Source organism: Kitasatospora sp. NPDC054939, assembly GCF_053610105.1.
On record NZ_JBSGXP010000029.1, the window covers coordinates 1 to 17,078 of the forward strand.

The window sequence follows — 17,078 nt, forward strand, 5'->3', positions numbered from 1 at the left end:
GAGGGGTCTCGTGGGCTCGGATATGTTTAAAACCCCCCGGTCCCCCCGCGGGGGTACCGGCCCTCGGCCGTGGGCCGTCCCGCCCGGCGCGCCGGGCGGGAGCGGCTCAGTGGTCGGAGGCGACCGCGTCCAGGCGCTCGGTGTTGTGGCGCTGGCCCTCGGTGATCGCCACGGTGCGGGCGAGGTCCGTCAGCTTCTTCTCCAGCGAGCGGAAGCGCAGGTAGGTGTTGAGGGTCAGGAAGCCCATCGCGATGACCATCAGGTAGAGCACCAGGTCGGTGCCGCGGCCGACGCCCAGGGCGGTCGCCAGCTTGGTCACCCCGGCCGGCCACAGGATCGCGACGATGTTGGTGATCACAAAGAGCGAGAAGGCGATGCGCTTCCACGCCCGGGTGTTCGCGGCGTCCCAGCGCCGGACGAACAGGAGCGCCATGGCCACGGCGGCCAGGACGAGGATCAACTGGATCCAGAGGTGAGTCATCGGCGGTTACGCTCCCGCAGCGAGATGTCGAAGAGGATGTTGACGCCGTTGATCAGGGACTGACCCTTGGCGCGAGAGTATTCGGTGTACAGGATGTCCACCGGCACCTCGGCGACGCGGAGGTCCGAGCCGGCGAGGAAGGAGACGATCTCCGAGGCGTGGGCCATGCCGTTCATGGTGATCCGGATGCGGCCGGCCGCCTCGCGGTTCATCACGCGCAGGCCGTTGTGCGCGTCGGTGAGCTTGAGCTTGCGGGCGGTCGGGCTGACGGCCGCGGCGGTCCGCAGGACGACGCGCTTGATCCACGGCACCTGGCCGGTCTGCTCGATGAAGCGGGAGCCGAGGACGATGTCCGCCTCGCCCTCGCGCAGCAGCGCCACCATCTTCTCGACGTCGCCGGTCTGGTGCTGGCCGTCCGCGTCGAAGGTGGCGAAGTACTCGGCCCCCGCCTGCTCCAGCGCGTACTTCAGACCGGTCTGCAGCGCGGCGCCCTGCCCGAGGTTCACCGGGTGACGGACCAGGTGGGCCCCGGTCGTCATCACGTGCTTGGCGGTGTCGTCGGTGCACCCGTCGTCGACCACCACGATGTTCGGGAAGGTCTTGCGTGCCCCCTCCACGACCTCGGCGATCACCTGGCCTTCGTTGTAGGCCGGGATCACCAGCCATACGTTGTCGTACTGGGACACAGGGGCTCCATGCTCTGCGAACGGCACGCGGTGGCGTACCTCGGTCGGTCTGTCGGTGATGCTCATGGGCGTCGTCGGCCAATCACGGGTTCGGTCCCCACCATCACACGGCCCGGATCGGCTCGTCGGCGAGGTGCCCGTCCGGCCGCGGCTTCGAGAGCCCGGCGGCGGAGGAGCGGGTCGGGAGTGCGCGGTACAGCGACCACAGCATCAGGACGGCGCTGACGGCCGCTCCGGCCAGGTAGGCGAGTTCGGCGCGCAGGCCGACGGCACCGGGGGCGAGCGCGACGCCCACCAATGCTACGGAACCGGCCGCCCAGCCCACCAATTGGCGCCGGTGCTGCGAGCTCGACATCAGCGCCTGGCCGAAGACGGTGGCCAGTACGTAGAACAGCGTCCCCAGGACCAACCAGGTGAAGTCCAGCGGGTCGAGCAGGTCCTGCGCGTTGAAGAGCAGCGGGTTCAGCCAGGCGCCCAGGACGATCACGGGCAGCCCGCCGCCGATGCACATCGCGGTCACCACCGCGGTGGTCCGGGTCAGCACCTTGCGGAACTCCCCGTGGTCGCCCGCCGCCGCGGCGCCGGAGAGTGCCGAGACCATCGAGGCCTGCAGCGCGCTGTACGCGAAGAGCGGCACCCGGGCCATCACCACGGCCTGGCCGAGCGCGAACACCAGCGCGTCCGAGGCCAGCGAGTGCTTGGGCGCCAGCAGGCGGACGCAGACCACGGTCGCGTTGACCACCAGCTGGGAGAGCAGCACGGAGGCGATCAGCAGGCCCATGCCGCGGGTCAGCTCGCGCAGCGACACCGCCGGGCCGGGCGCCCGGTCGGCCAGGATGCCGCGCAGGCCCACCAGGGCGGCCAGCGTCGGGGCGACCACCAGGATCAGGCCGAAGGCCAGCGCGGAGTGCAGCCCGGCGACCGCGGCCAGCGCGGCGAGGCCGATCCGCAGCGCGCCGTCGACCGCGAGCTGGGTGCCGTACGGGCCGAACAGGCCGAGGCCGGCCAGCGCGCCGCGGGAGACCGAGCTCACCGCCAGGCCCGCCATGCCGCCGGCCAGCGCCAGGACGAGCGACCTGTCGCCGCCGAAGAGCAGGTCCGCGATCGGCCCGGCGAAGACGGCCAGCGCCGCGCAGACCGCGGCGAGCAGTCCGAGCGCGAAGACCAGCATCCGCCGTACCGCGGGCAGCGCCCCCTCGCCGGACACCTTGCGCGCCGCGACGATCCGGGTCAGTTCCAGCTCGACCGGCTGGAAGAGGCCCCAGCCGACCGACATCACGATCGTCCAGAGCATGGTGACCCTGGCCGCGCCCGCGGTGCCGAGGCTGTAGCCCACCAGGGCCATGTACACGTACGCCGAGGCTCCGAGCACGACCGTGCCGCCGACCACGAGCCGGGCCCCCGGGGGAAGGATCCCCAGCAGCTTGGCGATCGGGTTCTTCATCACATGATCACCGAGTTCACGGCCGACCTTGGCAACCGTCTCCGCACGAGGTCGGCCCGGCCGTGCGATTGCTGTGAATAGTAGCGGGTCACCGTGAATCACCTGTGACCGTGGTATGGCCCGTCAGACACCGGGGAAGGTCCGTCCCCACGGCTGCGTCCACAGGTTCTGCGGGTCGCTGTGCACCGTCACCTGGACGCCCTGGGCGGCCAGGTCCCGCTTGATCCGTTCGCCGACGGCCGGATCGGCCGTCAGGATGGTCGGGCGGGCCGGCAGCCGGTCGACGGCCCCCTTCAGCCTGCCCAGCGACCGCTGGTAGTCCTCCTCCTTGACGGGGGCGCCGCCGATCGACACCCAGTGGATCTCGTACAGCGCCGCCATGTCACCCCCGCGCCGGTTCAGCAGCGAGGCGAGCCAGGTCGCCTTGAGGTTCTTGTAGTCGTCGTTGGAGAAGAGGGCGATGACCGGCCCGTCGGTTCCCGGCACCTGCAGCGCCTCGACGCCCTTGGGGCCCATGTCGGAGCGGTACTCCCCGCGGCCCCACGCGACCAGCGGGTTGGAGTACCAGGCGGCCAGGTCGGGCTTGGCGCTCAGGAAGCCCCACTGGACGCCGGCGAACAGGCTGAGCGCGGTGGCCACGCTGAGGCCCGACAGCGCCAGCTCGGCGGCCCGGCGCTTCGGCGCCCGGCTCGCACCGCGGAACGGCGGACGCAGCAGCGTCCCCACCGCACCGAGCGAGAGCAGGCCCACGACCACGCCGATGGCCGTCATCTTGTGGAAGTAGTACGAGTACCGGCCGATGCTGAGCAGCTGGTACGCGGCGAAGGCCAGCAGCAGCCCGCAGGTGCCGAGCAGCACCGCCAGGTGCGCCTGTCCGGTGGCGGTCCGCAGGTTGCGCGGCATGACGGCGGCGAGCAGCCCCAGCAGCAGGCAGCCGATCAGCACCGCGCGGTCGGCGGCCACGCTCGGGCCGCTCATGTTGGAGGCGCTCCCCACGTCCAGCGCGCCGAGCACCGAGAGCGCGCTCGGCAGCGCGGCGACCGCGAGCCCGAGCACCCCGGCGCCCACCACCCACCACCACCGGCCCGCGAACTTCCGGCGGTGCGCCAGCACGGCGCCCAGGACGGCCACCCCGACGAAGGCGCCGTAGATGTTGTAGCAGTACGTGACGGCGACCAGCCCGGACACCGCGGCGACCAGGAACTCGGCCACCCCCATGGCCGGCCGGACGACGACCGCCAGCGCCACCGTGATGCAGAGCATCCCGATGAAGGTCGAGTCGAAGCCGTGGATCACCAGGTCCATGTAGTTGCTGGCCAGCATGATCGCACCGACCGTCGCGCAGACCGCCGCACAGGCGAAGCCCCGCAGCCGCGGCCCGCCGATCCAGCGCGCGCCCCAGACCAGTGCGCCGCACAGCAGCGCGTAGGCCGCCAGGACGTAGAGGAAGTAGCGGTCGACGGTGGCGAGCATCGCGCCCGGCGCGGCGGAGGAGTGGACCAGCGCGTCGGTCCATGCCAGCAGGAAGTGCGAGCCCTGCGGGTAGGTCACCTCGGAGGGCGGGATCAGGTAGCCCCTGGCCTCCTGCTGGTGGAGGAAGTTGAAGCCCCCGACGTTCTGGATCGCGGAGAAGAAGGAGAAGTGCGAGAGGCGGTCCTCGGAGGTGGCGAAGAACGCCACCCGTTCCGCGGCGGACTTCCCGGCCAGCGGGTGGAACAGGTAGTGCCAGACCCCGTAGACCGTGCCCAGCACCAGCAGGTCGGAGCCGCGGAAGCGCAGCGGCAGCCGGGGGCGGCGCCGGGCCAGCCAGCCGGCCGCGGTCACCACGCTGAACATCAGGCCGGTGGTGGCGATCGGGGCCAGGCCCCAGGGCCAGACCGAGAACAGCAGGCCGAAGGTGAGCACCGAGCCGGCCACCATCAGGCCGGCCACGAAGAGCCGGTCGAGCAGCACCCCGCCGACCCGGACCACACTGGCCACGGCCAGCAGCAGCAGCGGAAGCAGCAGGACCCCGAGGCCGAGGCCGACCAGGGCGGCCGGCACCGCCCACGAGAGTGCGAGGCCCGCGGCCAGGTGCAGCGGGTTCCTGCGCCGCGGCACGTCCGCCGGGGACGCTCCCGCTCCGCCCTGCACGGGTACGGTCGGGCCGCCGGGCGCTCTCGCGGGCCCGGGAAGTACGGTCGACACCTCGAAGTGCCCCTTCGGTCACGTCCCTGTTGCGGCTTCCCCTTCGCCGGAGGTGATCCGGCGCCAGCGCGGTCAGGGTTCGAAGGAGAATCATATAGACAGGGAGTTACTGCACCGAACGCGAACGGTCCCTGTCAGCCCGTCCGGACCCCCTCGCCGCGTCCGGTCGGCCCGTCCGGTCAGCGCGTCCGGAAGACCCAGACCTTGAGCAGCAGGAACCGCGCCACCGTGGCCAGGCCGTTCGCGACCACCAGGCCGGCCACCTCGACCGGTCGTGAAGCGTCCGGGACCAGCGCGTCGAGCAGCGCGAGCGCCCCGCTGCTGAGCCCCAGTCCGATCAGGAACGCCACCGCGCCCTGGAGTTGGTGACGCAGCGCACCCTCGCTGCCGGTGATCCCGAAGGTGAACCGGCGGTTGGCGGCGGTGTTGGCGACCGCGCTCACCGCGAGGGCGATCAGGTTGGCGGCCTGCGGGCCGGTGAACCACCGCGCGACCACGAAGAGCAACAGGTAGAACAGCGTGCTCAGAACGCCGATGACCAGGAAGGACGGCAGCTGGCGCCGGGTCGGGGCGGTGGCCGGGCGCGCGCCGGGGGGTTCCTCGGTCACCGTCACCGGCCCTTGTCCTGCCACTCGTCCTCGGCCGAGTCGTAGCCGACGAAGTAGGCCGGCCGCGCCTGGACCGCCGAGTAGATCCGGCCGACGTACTCGCCGAGCAGGCCGACGCAGACCAGCTGCACGGCGCCGATGAACAGCATCCCTATGAAGAGCGAGGACCAGCCGGGCACGGTCGAGCCCAGCGCGTACGAGACGGTGGTGTAGACCGCCAGGGCGATGCAGACCAGGAAGCTCAGCAGGCCCAGCCAGGTGGCCAGGCGGAGCGGGCTGGCCGAGAAGTTGGTCACGCTGTCCAGCGCGAGGCCCAGCATCTTGGAGAGCGGGTAGTGGGTCGCGCCGGCCACCCGCTCCTCGCGGACGTACACCACCTCGCCGCTGGGGAAGCCGAGCCAGGGCACCAGCATCCGGTACACCGGCTGCTGCTCGGGCAGTTGCTTGAGCGCGTCCACGGCCGCCCGGCTGAGCAGCCGGAAGTCGCCGGCCTGGTTGGGCATCCGCTTCCCGACCAGTTTGCGCATCAGCCAGTAGTAGGCGCCGGCCGTGTGCCGCTTGAAGAAGGTGTCGGTGCCGCGGTCCCCGCGCACGCCGTAGACGATGTCGAAGTCCTGCTCGCGGGCCAGCGCGAGCATCTCGGGGATCTTCTCCGGCGGGTCCTGGAGGTCGGCGTCGATGGAGACCACGTAGGCGCCGAAGGCCCGGTGGATGCCGGCGGTCAGGGCGGCCTGGTGGCCGGAGTTGCGGGAGAAGCGGACGATCCGGAAGTGCGGCCAGTCCTGACGGATCTTCTGCATCAGGACCGGGGTGGCGTCGGTGCTGCCGTCGTCGACGCCGACCACCTCGTAGTCGACGCCGAGCCCGTCGAGTATCGGCCGCAGCCGCGCGACGGTCAGCGGGAGCGCCTCCTGCTCGTTGTAGATCGGCATCACTACCGACAACAGTGGTGCCGTTGACATGGGTCGGTCCTGCTTTCCGCTACCCCGGAGGCTCGATTGGGCCGAGAATAGCAGCCGGTCGTGAGCCCCCCGTGAGAGCGCGTGAGGGCTCCCTGAATGCCGAAGGGCCCCGCACACACACGGTGTGCGGGGCCCTTCGGTTCGCCTGAACGGTACAGGCAGGTCTAGACCGTCAATTACTTGAGGATCTTGGTGACCTGGCCGGCGCCGACGGTGCGGCCACCCTCACGGATGGCGAACTTCAGGCCCTCCTCCATGGCGATCGGCTGGATCAGCACGACGGTCATGGCGGTGTTGTCGCCCGGCATGACCATCTCGGTGCCCTCGGGGAGGGTCACGACGCCGGTCACGTCCGTGGTACGGAAGTAGAACTGCGGGCGGTAGTTGTTGAAGAACGGGGTGTGGCGGCCACCCTCGTCCTTCGACAGGATGTAGGACTGGGCCTCGAACTCGGTGTGCGGGGTGACCGAGCCCGGCTTGATGATGACCTGGCCGCGCTCGACGTCCTCGCGCTTGATGCCACGGAGGAGCAGACCGACGTTCTCACCGGCCTGGCCCTCGTCGAGCAGCTTGCGGAACATCTCGATACCGGTGACCGTGGTGGTGGTCTTGGTGTCCTTGATGCCGATGATGTCGACGGTCTCGTTGACCTTGAGGATACCGCGCTCGATACGACCGGTGACGACGGTGCCACGACCGGTGATCGTGAAGACGTCCTCGATCGGCATCAGGAACGGCTGGTCCACGGCGCGGGCCGGGGTCGGGATGGCCTCGTCGACGGCGTGCATCAGGCCGAGGAGCTTCTCGCCCCACTCCTTGTCGCCCTCAAGCGCCTTCAGCGCCGAGACGCGGACGACCGGCAGGTCGTCGCCCGGGAACTCGTACTCGGAGAGGAGCTCACGGACCTCGAGCTCGACGAGCTCCAGGATCTCCTCGTCGTCCACCATGTCGGCCTTGTTCAGGGCGACGACGATGTAGGGGACGCCGACCTGGCGGGCCAGGAGGACGTGCTCCTTGGTCTGCGGCATCGGGCCGTCGGTGGCGGCGACGACGAGGATCGCACCGTCCATCTGGGCCGCACCGGTGATCATGTTCTTGATGTAGTCCGCGTGACCCGGGCAGTCGACGTGGGCGTAGTGACGCGCCTCGGTCTGGTACTCGACGTGCGCGATCGAGATGGTGATACCGCGCTGCCGCTCCTCCGGCGCCTTGTCGATCTGGTCGAACGGCGTGAAGGGGTTGATGTCCGGGTACGCGTCGTGCAGCACCTTGGTGATCGCCGCGGTAAGAGTGGTCTTACCGTGGTCGATGTGACCGATGGTGCCGATGTTGACGTGGGGCTTCGTCCGCTCGAACTTCGCCTTCGCCACTGCAGTCCTCCTGAGGACAGTTCTGTACGCCGTGCTGACGTCAGTTGGTCTTTGATCGGGTTGGGTACGGGATGCCGGGGCATCCCATGCCGTCCCGCGGGTGGGGGCCGGAGGCCCCCGGGAGAATCCGACCGGATCCTCCCGGGACGCCTCCTAATAGCCTAAGGGGTCCTTATCGTCCCGAATGTCGGGACGTTACTCGCCCTTGGCCTTGGCGATGATGTCGTCCGCCACGTTCCGCGGAACCTCGGCGTACGAGTCGAACTGCATCGAGTAGCTCGCGCGACCAGAGGTCTTGCTGCGCAGGTCACCGACGTAGCCGAACATCTCGGAGAGGGGCACCAGCGCCGAGACGACGCGGGCACCGTGACGCTCGTCCATGGACCGGATCTGGCCACGGCGAGAGTTGATGTCGCCGATGACCTCGCCCATGTAGTCCTCGGGCGTGGTGACCTCGACGGCCATCATCGGCTCCAGGAGGGCCGGGGAGGCCTTCCTGGCGCCTTCCTTGAAGGCCATCGAGCCGGCGATCTTGAACGCGAGCTCGGAGGAGTCGACGTCGTGCGAGGCACCGTCGAGCAGCGTGACGCGGACACCCTGCAGCGGGTAGCCGGCGAGCACGCCGAACTCCATGGCCTCCTGGCAACCGGCGTCGACCGAGGGGATGTACTCCTTCGGCACGCGGCCACCGGTGACCTTGTTGACGAACTCGTAGCCCTCGCCGGACTCGATCGGCTCGATCGCGATCTGGATCTTCGCGAACTGGCCGGAGCCACCGGTCTGCTTCTTGTGCGTGTAGTCGATGCGCTCGACACCCTTGCGGATCGTCTCGCGGTACGCGACCTGCGGCTTGCCGACGTTGGCCTCGACCTTGAACTCACGGCGCATACGGTCGACCAGCACCTCAAGGTGCAGCTCGCCCATACCCGCGATGATGGTCTGGCCGGTCTCCTCGTCCGTGTTGACCTGGAAGGAGGGGTCCTCCTCCGCGAGACGCTGGATGGCGACACCCAGCTTCTCCTGGTCGCCCTTGGACTTGGGCTCGATCGCGACGCGGATGACCGGGGCCGGGAAGTCCATGGACTCCAGGATGACCGGGTGCTTCTCGTCGGACAGCGTCTCACCGGTGGTGGTCTGCTTCAGGCCCATGACGGCGATGATGTCGCCGGCGCCCACCGAGTCGATCTCCTCACGCTTGTTCGCGTGCATGCGGTAGATCTTGCCGATGCGCTCCTTCTTGCCCTTGACGGCGTTCAGCACCGAGGTGCCGGACTCCAGGCGGCCCGAGTAGACCCGGACGAAGGTGAGCTTGCCGAGGTGCGGGTCCGACATGATCTTGAACGCGAGCGCGGCGAGCGGCTCGTCGTCCGAGGCCTTGCGGGAGATCTTGACCTCGTCGTCGCCGGGCTTGGTGCCCTCGATGGACTCGATGTCCAGCGGCGACGGCAGGTACTTGACGACCGCGTCGAGCAGGGGCTGGACGCCCTTGTTCTTGAACGCGGTACCGCAGAAGATCGGCGTGAAGGCCGACTCCAGGGTGCCCTTGCGGATCGCCGTGTACAGCAGCTCCTCGGGAACGTCCTCGCCCTCCATGGCGAGTTCCATCACCTCGTCGCTGACGTTGGAGACCGTGTCGAGCAGCTGCTCGCGGTACTCCTCCGCCTGCTCCTGGAGCTCGGCCGGGATGTCGACGATGTCGTACATCTCGCCCTTGGCGGCCTCGGCGGACCAGACCAGCGCCTTCATGCGGACGAGGTCGACGACGCCCTTGAAGTCCGACTCGGCACCGATCGGGAGCTGCATCACCAGCGGGGTCGCGCCGAGGCGGTCCACGATGGTGTCGACGCAGAAGAAGAAGTTCGCGCCCGTGCGGTCCAGCTTGTTGATGAAGCAGATGCGCGGGACGCCGTAGCGGTCAGCCTGCCGCCACACGGTCTCGGACTGGGGCTCGACACCGGCGACACCGTCGAACACCGTGACGGCACCGTCGAGGACGCGCAGCGAGCGCTCCACCTCGACGGTGAAGTCGACGTGACCCGGGGTGTCGATGATGTTGATGGTGTTGTCGACGCCGTCGACCGTCCAGTGACAGGTCGTCGCGGCCGACGTGATCGTGATGCCGCGCTCCTGCTCCTGCTCCATCCAGTCCATGGTGGCAGCGCCATCGTGGACCTCACCGATCTTGTACGAGACACCGGTGTAGAACAGGATCCGCTCGGTGGTGGTGGTCTTGCCCGCGTCGATGTGCGCCATGATCCCGATGTTGCGGACCCTGGCAAGGTCAAGGGAGGTTGCAGCCATGGTGGCTCGTTCTCTCTCTGTCTAGTGACGGGGTTGGGACTACCAGCGGTAGTGCGCGAAGGCCTTGTTGGACTCGGCCATCTTGTGAGTGTCCTCGCGACGCTTCACGGAAGCGCCCAGGCCGTTGCTGGCGTCGAGGATCTCGTTCATCAGACGCTCGGTCATGGTCTTCTCGCGACGGGCGCGGGAGTAGCCGACCATCCAGCGCAGCGCCAGGGTGCTGGCGCGGCCCGGACGGACCTCGACCGGAACCTGGTAGGTCGCGCCACCGACACGGCGGGACTTGACCTCAAGAGCCGGCTTGACGTTCTCCAGCGCGCGCTTCAGCGCCACGACCGGGTCCGAGCCGGTCTTCTCACGGACGCCCTCGAGGGCGCCGTAGACGATCCGCTCGGCGGTGGAGCGCTTGCCGTGCAGCAGGATCTTGTTGACCAGCTGGGTGACGACCGGGGAGCCGTAAACCGGGTCGATGATGACCGGGCGCTTCGGGGCGGGGCCCTTACGAGGCATTCTTACTTCTCCTTCTTGGCGCCGTAGCGGCTGCGGGCCTGCTTGCGGTTCTTGACACCCTGGGTGTCGAGCGAACCGCGGATGATCTTGTAGCGGACACCAGGAAGGTCCTTCACACGACCACCGCGGACCAGCACGATGGAGTGCTCCTGCAGGTTGTGGCCCTCGCCCGGGATGTAAGCGGTGACCTCGATCCCGCTGGTGAGGCGCACACGGGCGACCTTACGAAGCGCCGAGTTCGGCTTCTTCGGGGTGGTCGTGTACACACGCGTGCAGACCCCACGGCGCTGCGGGGAACCCTTCAGCGCGGGAGTCTTGTTCTTCTCGACCTTGTCCTGCCGGCCCTTTCGGACCAGCTGCTGGATCGTAGGCACCGTTTCTCCGTTTTCTGTGTGCCAAGGCTTGGTGGAACTAACCTGCGGTGTTTCCCGTCCACACGACCCCGTGGTTCGACCCACGCGGTCGGGTGTGTTGGGTTTCTTCCGGCACGGAATCCCATGAGCTGATGTACAGCGACGGCGCTCACGCGCGGGGCGCTGGAGGGCGCTCCGGCTTGGCGCGGCGGCCGGTGTGCATGCACGCACAAGGACCCGGGGACACCCCAGGCACAAGGTCAGAGCGTACCTAGCGCATCGGGCTCGGTCAAAACAAATGGAACGTCGCAGGTCGTGGCGGACGGCCGGGTGTCGGCCGGGTGTCGCACCCGCGGCGCCCCGGTGCCGGACGCCCTCCCTGCCGCTCTATCACAGTCCACCCGCCGCCGCCACCCGGGGCGGCCCGCGGTCGGCCCCGGCCGACTCAGAACGACGCGGTCACGGCGAGCAGGAAGAACAGCCAGCCGACCAGCGAGAGGTAGCCGAGCACCAGCCCGGTGGTGGCCATCCCGTCGCCGCTCTCGTGGCGGGTGCGCAGCTGGGACTTGGCGATGTGGCCGGTGATCACCGCCGGCAGGCCGGTCATCCCCATCGTGGTCACCGTCAGCAGGCCGAGGACCAGCGAGGTCACCGCGGCGCCGTTGGTCGGCGGCGCGGGCACCGGGGCCGGCAGGAAGGTCGCCGGCACCGCCACCGGGACGGCCACCGGCACCGCCATCGGCGGGCTCATCGGCGCCACCATCGGCCCGGACGGGAGGTCCGCCACGATCTGCGCCAGCTCGCCGTACGTCTGCGCACGGCTGGCCGCGTCGAAGCGCTGGGAGTACTCGTCGGAGCTCAGCCGGCCCTCGGCGTACGCGGCCTTCAGGACGTCCACCGTGCGGTCCCGGTCGGTGTGCGCGGCGCGCATCGCGGACTGCGGGAGCTGTACCGGGGCGGCGGGGGCCGGCGCGGGCTGCACGGGCGAGGGCCACTGCGGGCCGGCGTACGGGTTGCCCGGTACGCGCGGCGGCGGGCCGCCGTGACCGGAGCCCTGCTGGCCCCACGGCTGAACGGCCATCCGCCACCTCCCGACACCCCTGCGCGCCCTGCGCGCCCTCATCGTGTTCATAGTGCAGGACGAACGGCGGCCGTGAGTAGTTGCCGTTCTCCGCCACCGGTCTGTCACCGGTTCCCGGACACCCCGGGAGTGACGGTCCGTTGCACCCGTCCGGCGCAGCCGGGAGGATCGCCGGTAGGGGCGGGCGCCGCGCCCGGCCGGTCGGAAATCGGCCCGCGGACCCGCTCCGCACCCCGACCGTTCGTCCACCACCCGAGTGAGAAGGTGCCCATGCAGGCGTCACCGCCCCGACCGCTGCGGCGGCTGCCCGTGATTCCGGCCACGGCGGTCGAACGGTGACCGGGCCCCTGCTCGGCGCGACGGCGGGCCTGCTGCTCGCCCCGCTCCTGCGGCTCGCCGCCGTCCGGTACGCCGTCCCGTACGGCGAACCGCTGCGGGACGCCTGCCCGGCCTGCCGGACGCCGCTGCGGCTGCCGGCGCCGACCGGACGCTGCCGGGGCTGCCGGGAGCGGGTGGGACCGGCGCCGTGGCTGCCGGAGCTGGCGGCGGTCGCGGCGTTCGGGCTGCTCAACGCGCGGGACGGGCTGCCGCCCGGGCTGGTCGCCGTGCTGTGGTGGGTGGCCGCCGCGGGGGTGGCACTCGGCTTCGTCGACGCGGCCGTGCACCGGCTGCCGGACGCCCTGACGCTGCCCGCCTTCCTGGGCACGGCGGTCCTGCTCACCACGGCCGCCCTGCTGGAGGGACGGCCCGACGTGCTGCTGCGCTGCCTCGCGGCGGCCGGGGCGATGGGGGCCTTCTACGGGGTGCTGGCCCTGGTCGCGCCGATCGGCCTGGGCGACGCCAAGCTCGCGCCGACGCTCGGGGCGGTGCTGGGGTGGTACGGCTGGGGCGCCGTCCTGGGCGGGCTCTTCCTCGGCTTCCTGCTGGCCGGCCTCTGGGGCGCCGCCCTCCTGCTCACCGGCCGGGCCGGCCGCGACGACCCCCTCCCCTTCGGCCCCTTCATGCTCCTCGGCACCCTCGCCGCCCTCACCGCCGCCGCCTGACCCGCCGCAGGCGCCACCTCCCCTCCCCCCTCCCCCCGCCGCGCCGCCGGGCGGTCCGGCGCTCCGGCATCATGGGCAGGGGCTTCGACCGGAACGGAAGAGACATCGTGGGTAAGCGCAGCAGGAGCGGCCGGGACACGGCGTCCGGTTCGGCCGAGGGTCGGCTGCTGGAGGAGGCGGTCCGGCAGGTCGTGGTGGCCCCGGAGGACGGGCTGGACCTCGCGCTGGACACCGGCGCCTCCCTGCTGGCGGCCTCCGCCGCGCAGTGGCCCGCGGTCGGCCGGGCGCTGCTGGCGTACGCCGACACCGCGGTGGGCCGCTGCTGGTCGGCCGGCTGGCGTCCCGCGGACCTGGCGCGGGTGGTGCGCCGCGAGCTGAAGCCGGTACACCTGGCGCTGGCCGTCGACCTGATCGCCGCGGAGGGCCGCCGGTACCCGGCCGCCGCGCTGGACCGCCGCTGGCGGGAGCAGGTGCGCGAGCTGGAGGCCGAGCCGTGGTGGGCGGACGACGAGAGGTACCTGCCGGCCTTCGCCCACGCGCACCGGCTGGACCGCTTCGCCGCGGCGACCGCCGTCCTGGAGCTGCTGCGCAGCTGGGGCCGGCTGCCCCCGATCGCCCCGGTCGGCCCGGTGCCCGGGCGGGCGCCGCGGGTGGAGCGGGCCGCGTCGGGCCCGGTGCCGGGTGAGCCGCGGATGCTGTCGCGGATCCGGGCGCTGCTGGCGAAGGCCGAGTCGACGGAGTTCCCGGAGGAGGCCGAGGCGCTGACGGCGAAGGCGCAGCAGCTGATGGCCCAGCACAGCATCGACGAGGCGCTGCTGGCGGTCGGCGCTCCGGCCGGGAACGCCCCGGGTGCGCTGCGGATCGGGGTGGACAACCCGTACGAGGGCCCGAAGACGATGCTGCTGGACGCGGTGGCGGCGGCCAACCGGTGCCGGGTGGTGTGGGCGAAGGAGTTCGGGTTCTGCACGGTGATCGGCTTCGACGCCGATCTGGACGGCGTGGAGCTGCTGTACACCTCGCTGCTGGTGCAGGCGACGGCGGCGGTGAACCGGGAGGGGGCCCGCCAGCACCTGGACGGCGCCTCCCGGACGAAGGCGTTCCGGCAGTCGTTCCTGGTGGCGTACGCGGCGCGGATCCGGGAGCGGCTGGCGGCGGCCACCGAGCGGGCGACGAGCGATGCGGCGGCCGGGCGGCATGTGCGCGAGGACGGCACCGAGGAGCGCCTGGTGCCGGACGAGCGGCTGCTGCCGGCGCTGGCGGCGCGGACGGAGGCGGTGGACCAGGAGGTCGGCCGGATGTTCCCGAAGCTGGTGTCGCAGCGGGTGCGGGTGAGCGACGGGGAGGGCTGGGCGGCGGGCCGGGCCGCCGCCGACCGGGCCGCGCTGGGGGCGGGCGCGGGCGAGCTGCGCCGCTGACGCCGGCCGGCGGTTCCCGGCGGGCCCGTCACACCGCCTCCGCCGGTCGTCCACGGCTCCTCCCGGTGCGCCGTCGCGGCCCCGGTCGCCGCCCGCCGTGCCCCGCGGGGCGGCCCGGGTGACAGTGATACAACGGACGCCGGTAGAGGCGAGGGGGAGAAGTGTCGGCGACCGTGACCGAGGCGCGCTACACGGACCGGGTGCGCGGTGCGCTGCTGGGCGGTGCGGTCGGGGACGCCCTCGGCTGGCCGGTGGAGTTCCAGCAGCTGTACCAGATCCGGGAGCAGTACGGCCCGGAGGGCGTCACGGGGCTGCCGACGGGCGGCCGGATCGCCGAGGTCACCGACGACACCCAGATGACGCTGTTCACGGCGGAGGGCCTGATCCGCGGTTTCGTGCGCGGGTGGACGGGCGGCGGCGGTTCGGTCCCGGAGGCGGTGCACGGCGCGTACCAGCGCTGGTTGCTGACGCAGCAGCACGGGTCGCCGGACAGCACGCAGCCGGGGGTGCCGTACGACGGCTGGCTGCTGCGGCAGCCGTTCCTGTACGCGCGGCGGGCTCCCGGCAACGCCTGTCTGAGCGGGACGGCGTACCACCGGCAGTTCGAGCCGCCGTCGGCGCCGGGGCGGCCGGGGCCGATCAACGCGCACTCCAAGGGCTGCGGGACGGTGATGCGTTCGGCGCCGTTCGGGCTGGCGCGGCTGGGGCCGGAGCAGGCGTTCGGGCTGGCCGCGCAGTGCGCGCAGCTGACCCACGGGCATCCGACGGGCTATCTGGCGGCGGGGGCGTTCGCCGCGCTGGTCGAGCGGGTGGCGGGCGGCGCGCCGCTGTGGACGGCGGTCGGGGAGACCATCGAGCAGACGGCCGAGCAGCCGCGCTCGGAGGAGACCGTCCGGGCGCTGCGCCGGGCGGTGCGGGTGGCCGAGGAGGGCGGGCCGTCGGCGGACGCGGTGGAGCGGGTCGGGCTGGGCTGGATCGCCGAGGAGTGCCTGGCGATCGCGGTGTACTGCGCGCTGGCCGCCGCTCCCGGGCCCGATCCGGCCCGGGAGGCGCTGCTGCTGTCGGTGAACCATTCGGGCGACAGCGATTCCACCGGCGCGGTCTGCGGCAACCTGGTCGGTGCCGTGTACGGGGCGGCGGCGCTGCCGGGCGACTGGACGGAGGCGGTGGAGGGCCGGGAGGTGCTGCTGCGGGTCGCGGACGACCTGGTGGTGCTGTTCGGCAGCCGCGATCCGGCGCACCCGGCGCTGGAGGACCGCTACCCGCCGCACTGACGGACTCCCGCGCGTTCAGTGCGCCGCGGGGTCGGTGACCTGGCCGAGGAAGAGCGGGCGGCCGGTCGCGGTGTCGCGGATCAGGAAGACGAAGGGCCGGTCGATGCGGAGCCGGACGGGGTCCTGGACGGCGGGTGCGGCGCCGGCCTCGCCGACCACGGCGCTGCCGGCCGCGGCGACGGTGCCCTCCTCGTCGACCTCGACGGTGGCCCGCTGCACGACGTCGCCGACCTTGATCGGCTGCTTGCTGCCGGGGGCGGGGATGCCGCTGAGGTCGGCCGCGTCGAAGGCGGCGTTCACCCCGAGCGCGCGCAGCGCGGGGACGAGGCTGCCGCCGGTCTCGAAGCGGAAGCGCGGCACGGTGAGGTCGACCTTGCGTTCGGCGAGGGTGTCCAGGATGCCGTCGAGCTGGGCCCCGTCCAGGGCGCGGACGAAGGCGTCGAAGCCGCCCTGCGCGGGGACGATCAGGTCCATCGCCAGGGTGCTGTCGGCGTAGGGGAGTTCGACGGCGGCCCAGGGGCGGCCGAGGATGCCGCCGGTGCCCTCGGCGTAGCGGAGCCGGCCGGTGCGCTGCATGCTGCTGACGTTCGCGGTGGTGCCGTCGAGGCGGTGGAAGGGGCGGTCGGCGGTGTCGGCCTTCTTGAACTTCGCGGCCCACTCGCCCTTCAGGTAGAGGGCGTCGGTGAGGATGAGCTGGGTGGTGGGGGTGACCGTGCCGGCGCCGAGGAGTTCCTTGATCCGTCCCTCGGTGTCCTTCTCGACCTGCTGGTTGACGGCCTTGCGGGCGGCGTCCGGGTCCTTGGCGAAGTCGGTGGTGCGCACGCCGGTGTCGAAGGCGCCGGCGAGGGTGTCGAGGTAGCCGGGGGCGAGGTCGAGGCCCTGCCGGACGTAGAGGTTGTCGGTCTGCCGCAGGACGAGCCGGCCCTTGGCGCCGGCGGTGGTGCTGCGGTTGAGGGCGCCGGTGGCGTGGGCGTAGTCGGCCGGGGCGAGGTCGGTGTGCAGGGCCCGGGCGAGTTCCTCGGCGGTGGCGCCCTTGGCGCCGGGCAGCAGCATGGCGAGCACGGTGGACAGGCCGGTCGGGGAGAGCACCAGGTTGCGGTCCTTGCCGCCGGGGGCGGCGGCGAGGGCGCGGTACAGGTCGAGGCCGAACGCGGTGGTGGCGTCGGCGGTGGCGGTGAGCCGGGCCGGGTCGGCGGTCGGCGGGGTCGCGGGCGCGGCGGCCCGGACCAGGACGACGGCCTCGCGGCGGGCGTCGGTCGCGCCGCAGCCGGTGAGCAGCGGCGCGGCGAGGGCGGCGGCGAGCAGCAGGGCGGCCGGGCGGCGGCGGTGAGGGTGTGTCATGGCGGTTCGACGCGGCGGGTGC

15 protein-coding genes are annotated in these 17,078 nt (G+C 71.7%); 3 read left to right on the plus strand and 12 right to left on the minus strand.

All coding sequences use genetic code 11. The features are described 5' to 3' along the window. Nucleotides 1-106: 106 nt before the first annotated feature. The 11 genes from ACWGB8_RS11375 to ACWGB8_RS11425 all read right to left on the minus strand — a co-directional run bounded on the left by ACWGB8_RS11375 (nt 107) and on the right by ACWGB8_RS11425 (nt 11,983). Nucleotides 107-481 carry a DUF2304 family protein gene (locus tag ACWGB8_RS11375; RefSeq protein WP_452212509.1) on the minus strand — a complete coding sequence of 125 codons (375 nt, stop codon included), beginning with the start codon at nt 479-481 and terminating at the stop codon, nt 107-109. Next, nucleotides 478-1,167 (minus strand): glycosyltransferase family 2 protein, encoded by a 690-nt coding sequence (locus ACWGB8_RS11380; RefSeq protein WP_452212511.1) that lies wholly within the window; start codon nt 1,165-1,167, stop codon nt 478-480. Before ACWGB8_RS11380 ends, ACWGB8_RS11375 begins: the two co-directional genes overlap by 4 nt. Nucleotides 1,168-1,270: 103 nt before the next feature. Continuing rightward, nucleotides 1,271-2,611 carry a hypothetical protein gene (locus tag ACWGB8_RS11385; protein WP_452212512.1) on the minus strand — a complete coding sequence of 447 codons (1,341 nt, stop codon included), beginning with the start codon at nt 2,609-2,611 and terminating at the stop codon, nt 1,271-1,273. Nucleotides 2,612-2,734: 123 nt separating this feature from the next. Then, nucleotides 2,735-4,711 (minus strand): hypothetical protein, encoded by a 1,977-nt coding sequence (locus ACWGB8_RS11390; RefSeq protein ID WP_452212514.1) that lies wholly within the window; start codon nt 4,709-4,711, stop codon nt 2,735-2,737. A gap of 266 nt (nt 4,712-4,977) precedes the next feature. After that, entirely contained in the window at nt 4,978-5,406 is a 429-nt protein-coding gene (locus ACWGB8_RS11395; protein WP_452212516.1) for a GtrA family protein, read from the minus strand. A gap of 2 nt (nt 5,407-5,408) precedes the next feature. Continuing rightward, nucleotides 5,409-6,368: a glycosyltransferase family 2 protein gene (locus ACWGB8_RS11400; RefSeq protein WP_452212518.1), complete on the minus strand. Its 960-nt coding sequence runs from the start codon at nt 6,366-6,368 to the stop codon at nt 5,409-5,411. A 176-nt stretch (nt 6,369-6,544) separates the two neighbouring features. Then, nucleotides 6,545-7,738, minus strand: a complete 1,194-nt coding sequence (tuf, locus tag ACWGB8_RS11405; RefSeq protein WP_452212520.1) for an elongation factor Tu — start codon at nt 7,736-7,738, stop codon at nt 6,545-6,547. Nucleotides 7,739-7,933: 195 nt separating this feature from the next. Then, nucleotides 7,934-10,039 (minus strand): elongation factor G, encoded by a 2,106-nt coding sequence (fusA, locus tag ACWGB8_RS11410; protein ID WP_452212522.1) that lies wholly within the window; start codon nt 10,037-10,039, stop codon nt 7,934-7,936. Nucleotides 10,040-10,078: 39 nt separating this feature from the next. Beyond that, nucleotides 10,079-10,549 (minus strand): 30S ribosomal protein S7, encoded by a 471-nt coding sequence (rpsG, locus tag ACWGB8_RS11415; protein ID WP_148644378.1) that lies wholly within the window; start codon nt 10,547-10,549, stop codon nt 10,079-10,081. Nucleotides 10,550-10,551: 2 nt separating this feature from the next. Continuing rightward, nucleotides 10,552-10,923: a 30S ribosomal protein S12 gene (gene rpsL / locus ACWGB8_RS11420; protein ID WP_014144289.1), complete on the minus strand. Its 372-nt coding sequence runs from the start codon at nt 10,921-10,923 to the stop codon at nt 10,552-10,554. 424 nt (nt 10,924-11,347) lie between these two features. Continuing rightward, a complete protein-coding gene (locus tag ACWGB8_RS11425; RefSeq protein ID WP_452212524.1) occupies nt 11,348-11,983 on the minus strand; it encodes a DUF1707 and DUF4190 domain-containing protein in 636 nt (211 codons plus the stop codon). Between the two features lie 335 nt (nt 11,984-12,318). Here ACWGB8_RS11425 and ACWGB8_RS11430 point away from each other — a divergent pair, with 335 nt between their 5' ends. From ACWGB8_RS11430 to ACWGB8_RS11440, 3 genes are all read left to right on the plus strand, one after another. Beyond that, a complete protein-coding gene (locus tag ACWGB8_RS11430) occupies nt 12,319-13,026 on the plus strand; it encodes a prepilin peptidase (RefSeq protein ID WP_452212526.1) in 708 nt (235 codons plus the stop codon). 107 nt (nt 13,027-13,133) lie between these two features. Continuing rightward, a complete protein-coding gene (locus ACWGB8_RS11435) occupies nt 13,134-14,441 on the plus strand; it encodes a DUF2786 domain-containing protein (protein WP_452212528.1) in 1,308 nt (435 codons plus the stop codon). A gap of 161 nt (nt 14,442-14,602) precedes the next feature. Next, entirely contained in the window at nt 14,603-15,715 is a 1,113-nt protein-coding gene (locus tag ACWGB8_RS11440; RefSeq protein ID WP_452212530.1) for an ADP-ribosylglycohydrolase family protein, read from the plus strand. Between the two features lie 15 nt (nt 15,716-15,730). On the opposite strand, the gene ACWGB8_RS11445 is transcribed toward ACWGB8_RS11440, so the two are convergent. Continuing rightward, a complete protein-coding gene (locus ACWGB8_RS11445; protein ID WP_452212532.1) occupies nt 15,731-17,056 on the minus strand; it encodes a serpin family protein in 1,326 nt (441 codons plus the stop codon). Nucleotides 17,057-17,078 lie beyond the last annotated feature (22 nt).